This window comes from Pseudorhizobium endolithicum (genome assembly GCF_902153245.2).
GTDB classification, from domain to species: domain Bacteria; phylum Pseudomonadota; class Alphaproteobacteria; order Rhizobiales; family Rhizobiaceae; genus Neorhizobium; species Neorhizobium endolithicum.
The window spans coordinates 2420-19544 of the sequence record NZ_CABFWF030000002.1; the positions used below are offsets into that span (position 1 = coordinate 2420).

At 63.5% G+C, this 17125-nt stretch carries 20 protein-coding genes; 13 read left to right on the forward strand and 7 right to left on the reverse strand.

Annotation, left to right across the window (positions count from 1 at the left end; genetic code table 11):
* Together RTCK_RS02890 and RTCK_RS02895 are read right to left on the reverse strand one after the other, a co-directional pair.
* Positions 1–784, reverse strand: a 784-nt coding sequence (locus RTCK_RS02890; protein ID WP_142591568.1) for a J domain-containing protein, incomplete at its 3' end; no start/stop codon positions are given.
* Positions 785–965: 181 nt separating this feature from the next.
* Positions 966–1418, reverse strand: coding sequence for an RT0821/Lpp0805 family surface protein (locus tag RTCK_RS02895; RefSeq protein WP_142591467.1), 453 nt, complete (start codon positions 1416–1418; stop codon positions 966–968).
* Positions 1419–1480: 62 nt separating this feature from the next.
* Here RTCK_RS02895 and pdxH point away from each other — a divergent pair, with 62 nt between their 5' ends.
* Positions 1481–2101 (forward strand): pyridoxamine 5'-phosphate oxidase, encoded by a 621-nt coding sequence (gene pdxH / locus RTCK_RS02900; RefSeq protein ID WP_142521517.1) that lies wholly within the window; start codon positions 1481–1483, stop codon positions 2099–2101.
* Between the two features lie 9 nt (positions 2102–2110).
* On the opposite strand, the gene RTCK_RS02905 is transcribed toward pdxH, so the two are convergent.
* From RTCK_RS02905 to RTCK_RS02915, 3 genes are all read right to left on the reverse strand, one after another.
* Positions 2111–3163, reverse strand: a complete 1053-nt coding sequence (locus RTCK_RS02905; protein ID WP_142521516.1) for a polysaccharide deacetylase family protein — start codon at positions 3161–3163, stop codon at positions 2111–2113.
* Between the two features lie 208 nt (positions 3164–3371).
* Complete coding sequence (gene tldD / locus RTCK_RS02910) at positions 3372–4787, reverse strand: metalloprotease TldD (RefSeq protein WP_142591470.1); 1416 nt, start codon at positions 4785–4787, stop codon at positions 3372–3374.
* Between the two features lie 76 nt (positions 4788–4863).
* Positions 4864–5451 carry an invasion associated locus B family protein gene (locus tag RTCK_RS02915; RefSeq protein WP_142591472.1) on the reverse strand — a complete coding sequence of 196 codons (588 nt, stop codon included), beginning with the start codon at positions 5449–5451 and terminating at the stop codon, positions 4864–4866.
* A gap of 304 nt (positions 5452–5755) precedes the next feature.
* Between RTCK_RS02915 and coxB the strand changes: the two genes are divergently transcribed.
* The 11 genes from coxB (at position 5756) to RTCK_RS02970 (ending at position 14878) form a co-directional block, all read left to right on the forward strand.
* Positions 5756–6643 (forward strand): cytochrome c oxidase subunit II, encoded by an 888-nt coding sequence (coxB, locus tag RTCK_RS02920; protein WP_185927887.1) that lies wholly within the window; start codon positions 5756–5758, stop codon positions 6641–6643.
* A 15-nt stretch (positions 6644–6658) separates the two neighbouring features.
* Positions 6659–8359 carry a cytochrome c oxidase subunit I gene (gene ctaD, locus RTCK_RS02925; RefSeq protein WP_142521513.1) on the forward strand — a complete coding sequence of 567 codons (1701 nt, stop codon included), beginning with the start codon at positions 6659–6661 and terminating at the stop codon, positions 8357–8359.
* A gap of 66 nt (positions 8360–8425) precedes the next feature.
* Positions 8426–9373, forward strand: a complete 948-nt coding sequence (locus tag RTCK_RS02930; RefSeq protein ID WP_142591475.1) for a heme o synthase — start codon at positions 8426–8428, stop codon at positions 9371–9373.
* A complete protein-coding gene (locus RTCK_RS02935; protein WP_185927890.1) occupies positions 9370–9510 on the forward strand; it encodes a hypothetical protein in 141 nt (46 codons plus the stop codon). The genes RTCK_RS02930 and RTCK_RS02935 overlap by 4 nt, the downstream gene beginning before the upstream one ends.
* A gap of 10 nt (positions 9511–9520) precedes the next feature.
* Positions 9521–10123: a cytochrome c oxidase assembly protein gene (locus tag RTCK_RS02940; RefSeq protein ID WP_142521511.1), complete on the forward strand. Its 603-nt coding sequence runs from the start codon at positions 9521–9523 to the stop codon at positions 10121–10123.
* A 50-nt stretch (positions 10124–10173) separates the two neighbouring features.
* Positions 10174–11049 (forward strand): cytochrome c oxidase subunit 3, encoded by an 876-nt coding sequence (locus RTCK_RS02945; protein WP_142521510.1) that lies wholly within the window; start codon positions 10174–10176, stop codon positions 11047–11049.
* An 84-nt stretch (positions 11050–11133) separates the two neighbouring features.
* Positions 11134–11895 carry an SURF1 family protein gene (locus tag RTCK_RS02950; RefSeq protein ID WP_142591477.1) on the forward strand — a complete coding sequence of 254 codons (762 nt, stop codon included), beginning with the start codon at positions 11134–11136 and terminating at the stop codon, positions 11893–11895.
* Positions 11896–11970: 75 nt separating this feature from the next.
* Positions 11971–12987, forward strand: coding sequence for a 4-hydroxy-3-methylbut-2-enyl diphosphate reductase (gene ispH / locus RTCK_RS02955; RefSeq protein ID WP_142522930.1), 1017 nt, complete (start codon positions 11971–11973; stop codon positions 12985–12987).
* A gap of 83 nt (positions 12988–13070) precedes the next feature.
* A complete protein-coding gene (locus tag RTCK_RS02960) occupies positions 13071–14048 on the forward strand; it encodes a homoserine kinase (protein ID WP_142591479.1) in 978 nt (325 codons plus the stop codon).
* Positions 14045–14485 carry a ribonuclease HI gene (gene rnhA / locus RTCK_RS02965; protein ID WP_142521507.1) on the forward strand — a complete coding sequence of 147 codons (441 nt, stop codon included), beginning with the start codon at positions 14045–14047 and terminating at the stop codon, positions 14483–14485. The genes RTCK_RS02960 and rnhA overlap by 4 nt, the downstream gene beginning before the upstream one ends.
* A gap of 84 nt (positions 14486–14569) precedes the next feature.
* Positions 14570–14878: a Dabb family protein gene (locus RTCK_RS02970; RefSeq protein WP_142591481.1), complete on the forward strand. Its 309-nt coding sequence runs from the start codon at positions 14570–14572 to the stop codon at positions 14876–14878.
* Positions 14879–14924: 46 nt separating this feature from the next.
* Here the strand turns inward: RTCK_RS02970 and RTCK_RS02975 are convergent, their stop codons facing one another.
* On the reverse strand, positions 14925–15410 hold the full coding sequence (locus RTCK_RS02975; RefSeq protein ID WP_142591482.1) for a peroxiredoxin: 486 nt from the start codon (positions 15408–15410) through the stop codon (positions 14925–14927).
* A gap of 55 nt (positions 15411–15465) precedes the next feature.
* Complete coding sequence (locus tag RTCK_RS02980) at positions 15466–16314, reverse strand: protein-disulfide reductase DsbD domain-containing protein (RefSeq protein ID WP_142591484.1); 849 nt, start codon at positions 16312–16314, stop codon at positions 15466–15468.
* Between the two features lie 157 nt (positions 16315–16471).
* Between RTCK_RS02980 and RTCK_RS02985 the strand changes: the two genes are divergently transcribed.
* Positions 16472–17077, forward strand: coding sequence for a YqgE/AlgH family protein (locus RTCK_RS02985; protein WP_142521503.1), 606 nt, complete (start codon positions 16472–16474; stop codon positions 17075–17077).
* Positions 17078–17125 lie beyond the last annotated feature (48 nt).

Here is a 17125-nt window from a genome sequence, read left to right on the forward strand (position 1 = left end):
TGACATGCCCGGCGGTCATGCCGGCCTCGAGCGGGAAGCGCACGTCCCGGTCTTCAGGAAGTCTCACCGTCAGCCAGCTCTGCTTCAACAGGTCCTCGAGCGTGACATACGCTTCGACGGCGTGATCCGGCGCCTTGTCCGGGGCAGGGCCGACGCCGCGGATGCGGCGGACGAGTGATGCGATCAGTTCCACAGCCTGCGCCGGCAGCGGCTTGGGGTCCTGGGGCGTGGCGGCGGTCGCCGAACCTTCCTGCACCTGCGCGTCTTGGAAAGCGCCAGGGTCGCCGGCTGCGGCAGCCGTGGAAGATGCCGCCTGTGCCTGCCCCCCCCCGGACGTCCCCGTCTGCTTCGCGCCCCTGTCGGATGGGGATCCGAAGATCCGCTCGACCATGTCTTCTGCCGGTTCGGGTGCTGCGCCGGCCTGTGAATTGGCCTGAGCCTGAGCCTGGGCCTGGGCGCGCTGGGCGTTTGCTCTCGCCAGTTCCTCCATCACCTTCTCGGCATTCGCCTTGGCCGCCTTGGCGCGTTCGGCGGCTTCGCGGGCAGCCTGCCGCTGCTGAAGAATGGTCTGATGGGCCTCTACCGCGCGGTCGTAACGTTTGCGGCGCTCCGGATCCTTGAGTACCTCATAGGCGCGGCCAACTTCGGCGAAGCGGTTCGACGCGGAAGGGTCGTCCTGGTTATGGTCGGGGTGAACGGATTTTGCTTTGGAACGCCAGGCAGCCTTGATCTCGTCGGCGCCGGCATTCCGCTGCACACCAAGAACAGAATAGGGATCGCGCATGAATGACCACCGGTTCCAGTAGGTGGCGGGACCGGTCTGAGCCAAGATCCGCCGATACCCGCAACAACGCCCGCGGACTCCGCCGGTTCCCTGGCCGCGATCCACGTTCGGAGAAAGGCTAGCAGGAGAATCCTGAATCAGTGGTTACGTGCGCTGCGGCCTGCCCGACACGGTTAAAATTCTACTGACGGTCGAAAGCCGTCAGCAACCAGTCGCCGCGGCCGGTGAGGCAGGCCTGGCCGGAGAACATCGCGATCCCCTCGTAGGAATGGCGGGTGGTAGTGAAGTCGCGGCAGACGCGTCCAGTGTCTCGGGCTTCCTTGATGGTCGAGACCACGCCGGCGCTGCCCGTCGCGGCGTTGGCCCAGGGCAGCGGCGCATCCCCCAGTAGCGAAAGGTCGACGGATGTCACCGCGTTGCGAACCGTCGTCTCGTCGGAGAGCGTGGTGTCGGAGCCCTTGCGCGCAACGGTGCCGGTCGAGATGGACCGGTCCACTTTGGAAGCGCTGCCGAGAAGGTCGAGGCTGCTGGTGCAGGAGGCTGTGCAGAGCCCGGCGATGAGGAGGGCGAGCGTTCGTGCGGTGCTTCCGGCGGGCCACTTTGAGCGAGTGAGCGACTTTGCTATCAGTACCACCTTGCGTCCTGTCCGGGCGTGAGTCACGGGCAAATTCACCAGTCGGGAGTATTTTAGTCAATATGTCCGAAAGCGAGTTAACAAGCGGTGACTTCACGGAAGAAAGCGAACCCTTCGCGCTTTTCGCGACGTGGCTGAAGGATGCGGAAGCCGCGGAGGTCAACGACCCGACCGCCGTCGCGCTGGCGACGGTGGACGAGCACGGCATGCCCAATGTCCGCATGGTCCTGCTCAAGGGCTTCGACCGGCAGGGCTTCGTCTTCTACACCAACTTCGAAAGCCAGAAGGGCAGGGAAATCCTCGGCCAGAAGAAGGCGGCGATGTGCTTCCACTGGAAGTCGCTGCGCCGCCAGGTCCGGCTGAGGGGCGAGGTCGAGGTGGTGACCGATGCCGAGGCAGACGCCTATTACGCGACCCGCCCGCGCGGCAGCCGCATCGGTGCCTGGGCCTCGAAGCAGTCGCGGCCGCTGGAGGGGCGTTTCGCGCTGGAAAAGGCCGTGGCCGAGTTTACGGCGCGCTACGCGATCGGCGAGATCCCGCGTCCCGGCCACTGGTCCGGCTTCCGCATAAAGCCGCTGTCGATCGAGTTCTGGCACGACCGGCCGTTCCGCCTGCATGACCGGATCGAGTTCCGGCGTTCGTCTCCCGAGGGCGCCTGGGAAAAGGTCAGGATGTATCCCTGACCGAGCCCTTTACCGGGAAAAGGCGAATGGAATTCCCGAGGCCAGCGCGGAAACGTAGCGGGCGTGCTGGAAATGGCCGTTGAGCGATATCCTGGGCAGCCCGGTCAGCTGGTCAGTCCAGGTTTCGTCGATCGTTCCCGGCTGGGTGGTGACCGCGACCGTGAAGCCGAGCTCCTGCGCGATCCTGGTGTCGCGTGGAGATACGGCAGCCGGAAAGCCGTAAGGATAGGCCAAGGCAGGAGGTCGGTTGCCCGTCAGGCTCTGCAGCCAGTCCGCGGATTGCTGCATCTCGCGCCCGGCCTCGTCCGCCGGGAGCCGGGCAGTGGCGCGATGGCTGAGCGTGTGGGCGCCCAGGGATGCAAGCGGATGCGACGCGATCCGGCGCAACTCGTCGGCATCCATGATGAGATCTGCCGTCAGCTTCAAGGGATCGAGCCCGTGCTCCCGCGAGAATGCGTCGATCCGGGCGACCGCCGCATCTTCGTCCTCCGTTGCGACGAAGCCGGCGAAGCGCTCGAAAGCCCGCAGCTTCAGCGCCTCCGAGGACAGATCGAGCTCTTCTTCGCCGCCGCCGAAGTCGAACCGCGCGGCGTTCAGCCGGCCGAGGAGGCTTCCCAGCGTCTCCCACCAGAGGGAGCGGGTGCGTTCGGCAAAGCCGCGCGTGGCGAAGATGGTGAAGGGAACCCCATGCCGCTCGAACACGGGCAGGGCATGCTCGGCATTGTTTCGGTAGCCGTCGTCCAGCGTGAAGACCGCGAACGGCCGAAGCTCGGGGGAAAGGAGGCGGGCCGGAACCTTTTCCAGCGGGATGAACTCATACCCCTCGGCCCGGAGGGTCCTGATCGACACATCAAGGAATTCGGGCGTAACTTCCAGATGCTTGTTGGCGGCGAAGGAGGGAGTATCCGCCGGCCTGACGTGGTGGAGAGTGAAGATCGCTCCCCTGCCTCTTGCTCCGCGCATCAGCCCTGTCCGCGACAGCAGGCCGGCCACCTCCAGTGCTCCGGCGATCGCCAGTCGTTTTCCTCTGCGCTTCAACAGCGCCTTCAGTCCGCCACCCATGGTTGAACCAGCCCCTTTACCGCCTGTGGGGAAAGTTAGGCAGGATTGTCTTAACCCTTGTTGAACTCACCAGCCAAAGGGCCAGATCGGCTTTGGCTAGGGGAGCGACCGCGAGCCTAGATCCTCGCAGAGGCGGGGGAGGTAGCTGGGTCGGAGGCGACGCCAATCCGAGACCGCGAATTCCGGAACAAGGGCTTTCGCCGCCTCGCTAGGCCTTCGTGCCGCCGACGGTCACCTGGTCCATTCTGAGATGCGGCTGGCCGACGCCGACCGGCACCCATTGGCCAGCCTTGCCGCAGTTGCCGATGCCGGTATCGAGTTTGGAATCGTTGCCGACCATGGAAACCCGCTTCATCGCATCGGGACCGTTGCCGATCAGCATGGCGCCCTTGATCGCCGGGCCGATCCGGCCGTCCTCGATCATGTAGGCTTCCGTGCATCCGAAGACGAACTTGCCGGAGGTGATGTCCACCTGCCCGCCGCCGAAGGAGACGGCGTAGATGCCCTTCTTGACGGAGGCGATGATCTCTTCCGGTGTTCTGTCGCCGCCGAGCATGTAGGTATTGGTCATGCGCGGCATCGGCACATGCGCATAGCCCTGGCGCCGCCCGTTGCCGGTCGGCTGCATGCCCATCAGCCGGGCGTTCTGCCGGTCCTGCATGTAGCCGACGAGCCTGCCGTTCTCGATCAGCACGTTGTAGCCGGAAGGCGTGCCTTCGTCGTCGATGGTGATGGAGCCGCGGCGGCTGTCGATCGTCCCGTCGTCGACGACGGTGACGCCGGGGGCGGCGACCATTTCTCCCAGCAGGCCGGCGAATGCGGACGTCTTCTTGCGGTTGAAGTCGCCTTCCAGCCCGTGGCCGACGGCTTCGTGCAGCATGACGCCGGGCCACCCGTTGCCGAGCACCACGTCCATGGTGCCGGCCGGCGCCTCAATTGCCTCCAGGTTCACCAGCGCCTGCCGGAGTGCCTCGTCGGCGCCGGTCTTCCAGTTGCCGCTGGCGACGAAATCGCCGAAGCCCATGCGGCCGCCGGTTCCGAAGGAGCCCGATTCCTGCCGGTCTCCGTCGCCGACAACGACGGAGATGTTCACGCGCGTCATCGGCCGGATGTCCTGTACGCGGTGTCCGTCGGCCCGCAGGATGTCCACGACCTGCCAACTGGCCGAGGCGGTGGCGGTGACCTGCCGGACCTTCGGATCCCTGCCGCGCAGATAGGCGTCGATCTCGGTCAGGAGCTTCACCTTCTCCTCGAAGCTTGGCTGCCCGATCGGGTTCTCGTCGCCGTAGTATTTCTTGTTGGTGCGCTGGGGCGCTGCGGCATAGGAGCCGGAGTAGCCGGCCGTTACCGCCCTGACCGCATCGGCGGCGCGCCCAAGCGCGGCGGCTGACAACTCGCCGGCATGGGCGTACCCGACCGCTTCGCCGGCGACGGCCCGGAGCCCGAAGCCCTGATCGGTGTTGAAGCTGCCGCCCTTCAGGCGTCCGTTGTCGAAGGTCAGCGATTCCGCCTGCGCGTGCTCCACGAAGAGTTCGCCGTCGTCGGAGCCGGAAAGGGCATTCGACAGGATGCGGCGCAGCTTGGCCTCGTCGCAGTCGAACAGGCTGAGAAGGTCGGTGTTCATGAAGTCACTCCATTGCCCCCTTCTGGAGCGGGAGCGTTTCGACCGATGTAGGTCCGGCGGCGAGCCGAAGCAAGGATCAGGGGAGGGCGTCGTAGCCGGCGGCAAAGCCGGTGAGCTCGATCGGGATGCCGACGCGATCCTGGTCAACGGATTCCCGCAGCGCGAAGACGGCGCTCTTGCCGGCGCGCAGGATGCGCATCAGTTCGTCGTCGATTTCCACTTCCACGTAGCAGCCTTCGGAGAAACAACGGGTGAAATAGGCCCGCCCGATATTATTGTTGTCGACATAGAGCTCCATCCCGTCCTTGAGCAGGACGCCCAATGGTGCGAGGATGCGCAGGATCTTCGCCTTCCGGTCGGCGGTCTTGAGCACGACGACGGAAAGCCCGACTTCCGGCCGGTCGTCGGCGATGACGTTCTGCATCAGGGCGCACTGTTCCGCCGAGGCGCCTGCGGGGCGATCGCAGATGATCGACCATGCGCCATGGTTGGAGCGCACGGTTCCCGGCTGTTGTTGGGGTGCTGCAGGGACTCGATCCTGTGCCGCCGGAGCCGGGGTCGAGGCGCCGGGTGCCGGCGCCGTGGATTGCTGGGCGAGCGCCGGAAGCGCCGGGCCGGCAATGGCGGCAACGAGACAGGCGACGATGATCGAGGAACGACCCATGGAAACCTCTGGATGGCGAATCGGTGCGGCTATTCTTGGCGTCAGGGGAGCCAAATGAAAAGCCCCGACCTCATCCCAACCGAGTGAGGCGAAAATGGGACCCGGCTCGCCACTGCAGGGTGTGACGAGCCTGTATTGGAGCGCAAAATCCGTTGGAGCGCAGGCATTTGACGAAGCGCAAAAATGCCGCACGGGGTTTTCCCGCCAGATATTGCGGCGGCCGTCAAACTGTGATTGAAGCACCACATAGCCTGGATTCTGCGTTTGAGTTTGATGCAGATCAAACGCCTGAGGAGAATTTGTGATGAACAGAGCTTTTGCGGTGATGACGGCGCTCATCTGTCTGCTCTTTGCTTCTGCCGGTTTCGCCGATCAGCCCACCCCCTGGCAGGTCGACCTGCAAGCCCCCGCCACCCCGATCATGCAGGAAATCAAGTGGTTCAATAACTACACCCTGTGGTTTATCGTCCCGATCACCTTCCTGGTTCTGATCCTGCTGGTGGTCGTCGTGATGAGGTTCCGCGCCAGCGTCAATCCGGTGCCGTCGCGTACGAGCCACAACACGATGATCGAGATCATCTGGACGATCGGCCCGGTACTCATTCTGTTCCTTATCGCAATCCCCTCCTTCAATCTCCTCAATGCGCAGTTGACGATCCCAACCAATCCGGACCTCACCGTCAAGGCAACCGGCACGCAGTGGCTGTGGAGCTATGAATACGAAGGAGGCGAAAACCCGCTCTCGTTCGACTCCTATATGTTGAGGGATGAGGACCGTGCGGCTGCCGGCAAGGAAGATGTCGCTGCCTATCCGCGTCTGCTGGCCGTCGACAACGAAATGGTCGTGCCGGTGAACAAGACCGTTCGACTGCTGGTGACCGCGGCGCCGACGGACGTCATTCATGCCTTCGCCATGCCGGCCTTCGGCCTCAAGATCGACGCCGTTCCCGGACGGCTGAACGAGACCTGGTTCAAGGCCGAGAAGGAAGGCATGTATTACGGCCAGTGCTCCGAGCTCTGCGGCAAGGACCACGCCTTCATGCCGATCGCGATCCGCGTCGTCTCCGAAGAGCAGTACGCCGCCTGGCTTGCTGCCGCTCAGGAGGATCTGGCGGGCGCCAACCGTGCTCTCATGGCCGCAGTCGACAAGCCGGCCGATGCCCTCCGCATTGCGGCAACCGAATCCAAGTAACGAGGAGTGAGGACAATGGCTGGACCAACCTCTCACGACGATCACGCTCACGCCCGCACTGCCTCGCACGACGACGCGCATGCGCATGGGCATCACGACCACAAGCCGGGCTTCTTCGCCCGCTGGTTCCTGTCGACCAACCACAAGGACATCGGCACGCTCTACCTGATCTTCGCGATCATGGCGGGCCTCGTCGGCGGCCTGCTGTCGGTCTTCATGCGCATGGAGCTGCAGGAGCCGGGCATCCAGATCTTCCACGGCCTGGCGTCGATGGTCTACGGTTTCGAAGGTGAAGCCGCCATCGATGGCGGCAAGCACATGTTCAACGTCTTCACGACGGCGCACGCCCTCGTCATGATCTTCTTCATGGTCATGCCGGCGCTGATCGGCGGTTTCGCCAACTGGATGATCCCGATCATGATCGGCGCGCCGGACATGGCCTTCCCGCGCCTCAACAACATCTCGTTCTGGCTGCTGCCGCCGGCCTTCCTGCTGCTGATGCTGTCGCTCTTCGTCGAAGGGCCGGCCGGAGCCTATGGACCGGGTGGTGGCTGGACGCTCTATCCGCCGCTGGCGACCGCGGGTCATCCCGGCCCGGCTGTCGACCTGGCGATCTTTGCGCTGCACGTTTCCGGTGCGTCCTCGATCCTGGGTGCGATCAACTTCATCACCACGATCCTGAACATGCGCGCTCCAGGCATGACGATCCACAAGATGCCGCTTTTCGCTTGGGCCGTCCTTGTGACCGCATTCCTGCTGCTGCTCTCCCTGCCGGTTCTGGCCGGTGGCATCACCATGCTGCTGACGGACCGCAACTTCGGGACGACCTTCTTCGCCCCGGAAGGCGGCGGTGATCCGATCCTCTACCAGCACCTGTTCTGGTTCTTCGGTCACCCGGAAGTCTACATCCTGATCCTGCCCGGCTTCGGCATCGTCAGCCACATCATCTCGACCTTCTCGCGCAAGCCGATCTTCGGCTACCTGGGCATGGCCTATGCGATGGTGGCAATCGGTGCCGTCGGCTTCATCGTCTGGGCCCACCACATGTACACGGTCGGCCTGTCGCTCGACGCGCAGCGCTATTTCGTGTTCGCCACGATGGTGATCGCCATCCCGACCGGCATCAAGATCTTCTCGTGGATCGCGACGATGTGGGGTGGCTCGCTCACCTTCCGCACGCCGATGATCTGGGCGATCGGGTTCATCTTCCTATTCACCGTCGGCGGCGTCACGGGCGTCCAGCTCGCCAATGCCGGCCTCGACCGCTCGCTGCACGACACCTACTACGTGGTGGCACACTTCCACTACGTCCTGTCGCTCGGCGCCGTCTTTGCGATCTTCGCGGCCTGGTACTACTGGTTCCCGAAGATGAGCGGCTACATGTATTCTGAAACGCTGGGTAACCTGCACTTCTGGGTCATGTTCATCGGCGTGAACCTCGTCTTCTTCCCGCAGCACTTCCTGGGTCTGGCCGGCATGCCGCGCCGCTACATCGACTATCCGGATGCCTATGCGGGCTGGAACTGGGTCTCCTCGATCGGCTCCTACATTTCCTTCTTCGGCGTCATCATCTTCCTCTTCATGGTCTGGGAAGCCTTCGCCAAGAAGCGCGTGGCAGGCAACAATCCATGGGGCGAGGGCGCGAGCACGCTCGAATGGCAGCTGTCTTCGCCGCCGCCGTTCCACCAGTGGGAACAACTGCCGAAGATCCGCTGATCCGCACAATAATATTCAGGGCATCGCGGCAAGCGATGCCCTGATGACAACCAACAGGACGAGAGAATGACGGTAATTGACAATCACGGTGCAGTCGGCGGCGAGGGCGGCATTCGCCTCTCCGAAGCCGATGCGCGAGATTTCTTCGAGCTTCTGAAGCCGCGGGTGATGTCGCTCGTCGTCTTCACGGCGCTCGTCGGTCTCGTGGTGGCGCCGGGAGACCTGCATCCCGTCCTTGCCGTCATTTCCGTACTCTGCATCGCGGTGGGCGCCGGTGCTTCCGGCGCGCTGAACATGTGGTACGACGCCGATATCGACGCCGTCATGTCGCGCACCGCAAAACGTCCCATTCCCTCGGGCCGGATCGAGCCGCGCGAGGCGCTGGCCTTCGGCCTCACCCTTTCCGTGTTTTCGGTAGTCATCCTCGGATTGGCCGTGAACTGGGCTGCGGCCTCGCTGCTGGCCTTCACCATCTTCTTCTACGCGGTGGTCTATACGATGTGGCTGAAGCGCTCGACGCCGCAGAACATCGTCATCGGGGGTGCATCGGGCGCGTTCCCGCCCATGATCGGCTGGGCCTGCGTCACCGGCAGCGTCTCGCTCGACAGCATCCTGCTCTTCCTCGTCATCTTCCTCTGGACGCCGGCGCATTTCTGGGCTCTCGCCCTCTTCAAGATGCGGGACTACGGCTCGGTTGGAATTCCGATGATGCCGAACGTCGCGGGCGAACGTTCGACGAAGAACCAGATCGTCGTCTACGCGGTGCTGACGGCGGCCGTTGCTGTCGCCCCCTCCTTTACCGGACTGGCGGGGCTCGGCTACGGCCTGTTCGCCGCCGCACTCGGCGCGATTTTCATCTACTGTTCCATCGCCGTCTGGCGCATGCCTGACGGCGACCAGAAGATGATCGCCGCCAAGAAGATGTTTGCCTATTCGGTCTTCTACCTGTTTGCGGTCTTCTCCGCCCTGCTGGCGGATCATTTCGCGGCGGGCCTCGCAGGAGCAATGCTGTGATCGAGACTGTGAAGGTTACCGAAAAGCAGAAGAAGTCGCGGCGCAACCGCAACGTCGCGCTCGGCCTGGTCCTCGCGGGCCTCGTCGGCCTCTTCTATGTCATCACCATCGTCAAGATCGGTGGCATCGGCGGTTAAGGAGGGCAGCATGACGCAGATAACGGCACAACAGGGCAGGCGCGTCGGCAACGGCACGATCATGGCGATGTGCTTCGTCTTCGTCGGTGCCATGGTCGGCATGGCCTATGCCGCGGTGCCTCTCTACCAGCTCTTCTGCCAGGTCACGGGCTATAACGGCACGACGCAGCGGACGGAGCAGTATTCCGACGTCATCCTCGACCGGGCGATGCCGGTGACCTTCGACGCCAACACCTCGAACGGCCTCAACTGGGACTTCAAGGCTGCCGGGCGTATCGAGCCGAAGATCGGCGAGACGGTTCAGGTGGCCTTCACCGCCACGAACCGCTCCTCCACGCCGACCACCGGCACCGCCGTCTTCAACGTGACGCCGATGGAGGCGGGCGCCTATTTCAACAAGGTCGAATGCTTCTGCTTCACCGAAACGACGCTTCAGCCGGGCGAGACCTTGGAAATGCCTGTCGTGTTCTTCGTCGATCCGGAGATCACCAAGGCTGAAGAAACCAAGAACATCAAGACGATCACGCTGTCTTACACCTTCTATCCGTCGCAGCCGTCCAAGCCTGTTGCGGCGGTTCAGGAAAAGGGTAAGCCGGCCAATGGGCAACTTTGAGAGGATTCGCCGGTTTTCCGGCGAGCATGCAATGATCCGGGGATTCTGACATGGCCGACGCGCATCAGAAAAATCACGACTACCACATTATCGATCCGAGCCCGTGGCCGCTTCTGGCGTCCATCGGTGCCTTCGTCATCACCTTCGGCGGCGTCGGCTACATGCGCTACCTGAAGGGCGGCGAATTCAACATGCTCGGCATCAACTGGGCGACGCCCTGGCTGTTCTTCATCGGCCTGGCGATCATCCTCTACACGATGGTCGGCTGGTGGAGCGACACTATCAAGGAAGGCCGTGAGGGCGCCCATACGCGCGTCGTGTCGCTGCACCTGCGCTATGGCATGATCATGTTCATCGCGTCGGAAGTGATGTTCTTCGCGGCCTGGTTCTGGGCCTTCTTCGACGCGAGCCTCTTCGCCAACGAAGCAATCCAGGCCTCCCGCGTCGAGTTCACGGGCGGCCAGTGGCCGCCGGCCGGCGTCGAGGTTCTCGATCCCTGGCACCTGCCGCTCTACAATACGGTGATCCTGCTGCTGTCCGGCACCTGCGTGACATGGGCTCACCATGCGCTGCTCCACAACGACCGCAAGGGTCTCGTCAGCGGCCTGGCGCTGACAGTGGCGCTCGGCATCCTGTTCTCCTTCGTGCAGGCCTATGAATATGCGACCGCTCCCTTCGAGTTCTCCAACTCGATCTACGGCGCGACCTTCTTCATGGCGACCGGCTTCCACGGCTTCCACGTATTGATCGGCACGATCTTCCTGATGGTCTGCCTGATCCGCGCCATGCGCGGTGGCTTTACGCCGCAGCGTCATTTCGGCTTCGAGGCGGCTGCCTGGTACTGGCACTTCGTCGACGTGGTCTGGCTCTTCCTGTTCTTCTCCATCTACATCTGGGGTGGCTGGGGCGCACCGCTCGCCCATTGATCCGGCGAGGAAACAGCACATCTGGGAGGGCGGCGAAAGCCGCCCTTCTGCTTTCGAGACCTGCATGGGACGGGCATTGAACCGATGAATGAGAATACGAAATTTCAGTCCACGAGCCGCATCAAGTCCGTGGTGACGGCTGCTCTCATTCTCCTCGTCCTTGCCATCCTTCTCTCCCTCGGCACATGGCAGGCCCAGCGGCTTGTCTGGAAAGAGCAGCTCCTGGCCGACATCGCAGAGCGGCGCCACGCGCCGCCCGCGACCACGGCGGAAATCGAAGCTCTGCTTGCCGGCGGGGAGGACATCGAATACCGGACCATGAAGGCGACCGGTACCTTCGACCATGCGCGTGAGCGGCACTTCTTCGCCACCCACGAGGGCCGGACGGGCTTCTACGTCTATACGCCGCTGACGCTCGACGACGGGAGCATGCTTTTCGTCAACCGCGGCTTCGTTCCCTACGAGATGAAGGACCCGTCATCGCGCCAGGCGGGGCAGGTGGGAGGCGAGGTCGCGCTCACGGGGTACGCCCGCGCGGAACTCTCGGAAAAGCCTTCGGCCATCGTCCCGGACAATGCCCTCGACAAGAACCTGTTCTACTGGAAGGACCTGTCCGCCATGGCGGCCTCGACCGGGCTTTCCCGCGAGGACGTCCTGCCTTTCTTCATGGATCTGGATGCCGCGCAGGCCAATCCCGGAGGCTGGCCGCAAGGGGGCGTCACGCAGTTCTCGCTGCCGAACAACCACCTGCAATATGCGGTCACCTGGTACGGGCTCGCGGCCGCGTTGCTTGCCGTGGTCGCAGGGGTCTGGTGGCGCCGCCGCAGGGGCTCCGACGGCACCTGACCAAGTTTTGCTTGGCGGCGGGCGGAGCGCTCGCCTATATGAACGACACCATCATCCAACAGCCCGCGGAACGGAATGAATATCCAGTTTGACCATCAAGGCGCAAAGCCACCGCTGACCATCCGCCTCTGCGGCCCACGCGGCTTTTGTGCCGGCGTCGACCGCGCGATCCAGATCGTCGTGCTGGCGTTGAAGGCCTATGGGGCTCCCGTCTACGTCCGGCATGAGATCGTCCACAACCGATACGTGGTCGAGGGGCTGGAGGCCAAGGGTGCCGTGTTCGTCGAGGAGCTGGACGAGATCCCGCCGGAGCACCGCAATCAGCCGGTGGTGTTTTCAGCGCATGGCGTGCCCAAGTCCGTGCCGGCGGATGCCCAGGCCCGCAACCTCTTCTATCTGGACGCGACCTGCCCGCTGGTGTCGAAGGTGCACAAGCAGGCGATGCGCCATCAGCGCCTCGGCCGCCACGTCATCCTGATCGGCCATGCCGGCCATCCTGAAGTGATCGGCACCATGGGGCAGTTGCCGGAGGGCACCGTTTCTCTGGTCGAGACGGTCGAGGATGCCGAGGTCTATGTGCCGGCCGATCCGGACAATCTCGGCTTCGTCACCCAGACGACGCTCTCCGTCGACGATACGGCAGGCGTGATCGCCAAGCTGCAGGAGCGCTTCCCCAACCTGCAGGCGCCGGCGGCGGATTCCATCTGCTATGCCACGACCAACCGCCAAGAAGCCGTGAAGGAGGCCGCGCCCGGGTGCGATCTCTTTATCGTCGTCGGAGCTCCGAACTCGTCCAATTCGAAGCGACTGGTGGAGGTGGCATTGCGAGCGGGCGCAAGGCGCTCGCTGTTGGTCCAGCGTGCCGCGGAACTGGATTGGGAGGAGATCGGTGAGGTTTCCACGCTGGGGATTTCCGCCGGCGCTTCCGCCCCCGAGGTCATCGTGGACGAGATCATTGAGGCTTTCCGTGGCCGCTACGATGCGACGGTGGAACTGGCGATCACCGCGGAAGAGACCGAAAACTTCCTCGTCAATCGTGAACTGCGCGGGGTGCCGCTCACGCGTGAAGACATGGCTTTCGTGAACGGATGACTTTTCTGCCGCCGGCAGGATAGTGTAGCGCCGATTCTGCCGGGCGCCTCAGCGCCCGCGACCGTTCATTGCGAGAGACAGCCTTGGCCGTTTATACCGACATCACCGAAGACGATCTCAAAGATTTCCTGACCCAGTACGACGTCGGTGAACTTACATCCTACAAGGGCATCGCCGAAGGCGTCGAGAATTCGAACTTCCTGCTGCATACCAGCCGTGAGCCCCTCATCCTCACCCTTTACGAGAAACGGGTGGAAAAGGCGGACCTGCCGTTCTTTCTCGGCCTGATGCAGCACCTTGCCGCCCGGGGCCTTTCCTGTCCGCTGCCGCTGCCGCGCAAGGACGGTGCGCTTCTGGGCGAACTCTCCGGCCGTCCGGCCGCCTTGATCTCCTTCCTCGAAGGAATGTGGCTCAGGAAGCCGGAAGCAAGGCACTGCCGTGAGGTCGGCCAGGCACTGGCAAGGATGCATCTTGCTGGGGAAGGCTTCGCGCTGAAGCGCCCTAACGCCCTTTCGCTGGAGGGGTGGAAGAGCCTCTGGCAGAAGTCCGCCGCCCGCGCCGACGAGGTGGAACCGGGGCTCCGGGAGGAGATCGGCGCGGAGCTCGCCTTCCTGGAAGGACAATGGCCGCAAGACCTGCCCGCCGGCGTCATCCATGCCGATCTCTTCCAGGACAACGTCTTCTTCCTCGGCGACGAGCTTTCCGGCCTGATCGACTTCTACTTCGCCTGCAACGATATGTTCGCCTACGACGTCTCCATCTGCCTCAATGCCTGGTGCTTCGAGAAGGACGGCGCCTACAACCTGACGAAAGGTATGGCGCTGCTGGAGGGATACGATGCTGTCCGCCCGCTTCTGCCGCAGGAGAGGCAGGCGCTGCCCGTCCTCTGCCGGGGATCGGCGGTCCGCTTCTTCCTGACGAGGCTCTACGACTGGCTGACGACCCCGGAAGGCGCTCTCGTGGTCAAGAAGGATCCGCTCGAATACCTGCGGAAGCTGCGTTTCCACCGATCCATCGCCTCCAGCGTGGAATATGGGCTGAAAGTGGAGACCGGCGCATGAAGCACGTGGACATCTTCACCGATGGTGCATGCTCCGGCAATCCGGGACCGGGCGGCTGGGGAGCGATCCTCCGTTACGGTGAGACCGAAAAGGAAATGTTCGGCGGCGAGGCGGCGACGACCAACAACCGCATGGAACTGATGGCTGCCATCCAGGCGCTGACCGCGTTGAAGACCCCGTGCGAAGTCGATCTCTATACCGACAGCGCCTACGTCAAGGACGGCATCTCCAAGTGGATCTTCGGCTGGAAGAGGAACGGCTGGAAGACGGCCGACAAGAAGCCGGTCAAGAATGCCGAACTGTGGCAGCAACTGGAAGAAGCGCGCAACAAGCACAAGGTGACGCTGCACTGGATCAAGGGCCATGCCGGCCATCCGGAGAACGAGCGGGCCGACGAACTCGCGCGCCTCGGCATGGCGCCGTTCAAGAAGCGGTAGGATACTGCGCGGAACGGGGCGTTTTCATGTTGCCGTGACCGCTTCCATACCTATCCTGCTCGCTCACGGATTCGGGAGGTAACGATGATCCTTCATTGCGTTTTCTTGCGGTTCAAGTCTGCGATGCAGGCATCGGAGAAGCAGGCGATCTACGATTCGATCGCCGCCTTGCGCAATGTCGTTCCGGGAATCCTCGAGGTGAAATCCGGCCCCAATGTTTCGCCGGAGGGACTGAACGGCGGCTTCAGGGACGGCTTTATCGTGTCATTCGAGAACGCCGAGGCGCGCGATGCCTATCTTGTGCATCCGGATCACGTGGCGGTCGGAGACCGGATCGTCGCCTCGACCGATGGCGGGCTTGCGGGTCTGATGGTCTTCGACATGGACATATGACAAGGCAGCCTTTCGGCCCCCTTCGATACACAGCCCCGCCTCGGCCTTACAACTGTTCGATCATCGCCGCAGCGCCCGAGACCGTCGCCTGGCCGGGGCTTTCCTCGATGTTGAGGGACTTCACCACGCCGTCTTCGACGAGCATCGAATACCGTTTGGAACGGATGCCGAGGCCGCCGGCCGAAAGGTCGACGTCGAGGCCGAGCGCCTTCGTGAACGACGCATTCCAGTCCGCCAGGAAGTGGATCTTGCCTGCGGCGCCGGACGATTGGGCCCAGGCGCCCATCACATGCCAGTCATTGACGGCGACGACTGCGATATCGTCCACGCCGCGGGCAAGAATGGTATCGCGGTTTTCAAGATAGCCGGGAAGGTGATTGAGCGAACAGGTGGGCGTGAAGGCGCCCGGCACGGCGAAAAGGACGACCCGTTTGCCCTTGAAGATATCGTCGGTCGTGACCTCGACGGGACCGTCGGCGGTCTTCTCCTTGAAGGTGGCGCTTGGCAGCCTGTCGCCGATCGCGATCGTCATGAACATCTCCTGATTACCCGGCGCTCCGGCGCCATGCGGGCACTATAGATGGCGATCACTCGAACGCAAGCGAGGTCTCCATGGCGCGATCCCCGGCGATCACGAGGACGCCCCAGGTCTTGCCGCTTACCTCGTAGTCCGGCGGCAGTTTCCCGATCGGGATCTCCATCGAGTAATGCCGGCCGTTCTTCTTCACGTCTTTGCTGTCGAGGAAGGCATGTCCCTCCGGACCCGTCACGATGACCTGCGGGGCCTCGGCGGTGTCCGCCGGCAGGCGGAGCTCGAGCTGAAGCATGTTGTCAGCCGTCAGCGTGTGGTCGGTTACCGCGAACTCGCTGGAGGGGGCCTCCGGCAGCTGCGTCCCCGCCGAGGCCAGAAGCATCGCCTCTTCCATTGAATGCTGCGCATCGCCGAGATCGAGGGCGAAGTTGGCCTGGAAGGGGATGCAGATGTTGCGGCAAAGGCCGACGAAGGCCGAGACGCCGACCTCGACCGACTTGCCGGCGTCCTCCACCTTCAGTTCGAAGGGAAGGGTGACGGGATGGTCGTAGCCGATATCCCGCAGCTCGCCGCTGGTGATCCGTTTCGGCACCGGATAGGCCAGCTTCTTGAGGCTTACCCCGGCTTCTTCCGGCAAGATCAGCTGCGGCGGAATGCCGGCATCCCCCGGTTCCCGCCAATAGGTGATCCAGCCCGGCTTCGGTTCGATCTGAAGGGCGCCACGCACCGTTCCATCGCTGGCCGGGGGCAGGGCGATCAGGCGCATCCGCCCGCCCTCGTTGGAAGCCCAGGGCGTCGTCTCTGCCCGGCCTGCCGTCGCTCCGGCGAAAGCAAGAACCAGAGCGAGCGGCAGCCACCTGAACGGAGCGCTCGCGAAACTGTGTCCGGCTGCAACTGTTTTCATGGGTGCAAAGCTCTACCTCAAGCGGATGGGGCAGGCCAGCGGCAAGATCCGGGCGGCGATCATTTTCGGTTGATTGCAGTGGAGCAGTGCCCCATCTTGGTACGAAGAGCAGTCCGTTGCCGCCTGACCGGCCAGCGGACGGGCGAAGGAGGTCTGAATGGTCGTGACTAGTCTCCGGGATACGGGCGAGAGGGGCTTCCTCGACGGCCAGTTCCTGATCGCCATGCCGGGGCTGCAGGACGGCAACTTCGTCCGGTCGGTTATCTACGTCTGCGCCCACTCACCGGCGGGTGCGATGGGCTTCATCATCAACAGGGCGCAGCCCATATCCTTCGTCGATCTCCTGCTGCATCTCGAACTGATGGAGAAGGACGAGATCGCCACCCTTCCCGAAACTGCCCGCCGCGTGCCGGTTCTCATGGGCGGGCCGGTGGAGACCGGGCGCGGCTTCGTCCTCCACACCGAGGATTATGTCAGCGACTCCAGCATTCCCATGAATGACGATATCTCGCTGACGGCTACCCTCGATATCGTGCGCGCCATCAGCGAGGGGCGGGGCCCGCAGCGGGCGACGATGTTGCTTGGCTATGCCGGCTGGGGGCCAGGGCAGCTGGAGCTCGAACTCGCCAACAACGGTTGGCTGAACTGTCCGGCCGTCGACGACCTGATCTTCGATACGGCGCTCGACAGCAAGTATGATCGCGCTCTCGCGTTGATGGGCATCACGCCCGAGGCGCTGTCGCCCGATGCAGGTCACGCCTGACGTTCCGCGACATTGAGGAACGAAGCGGCCTCTGCCGCGTTCTCTGGA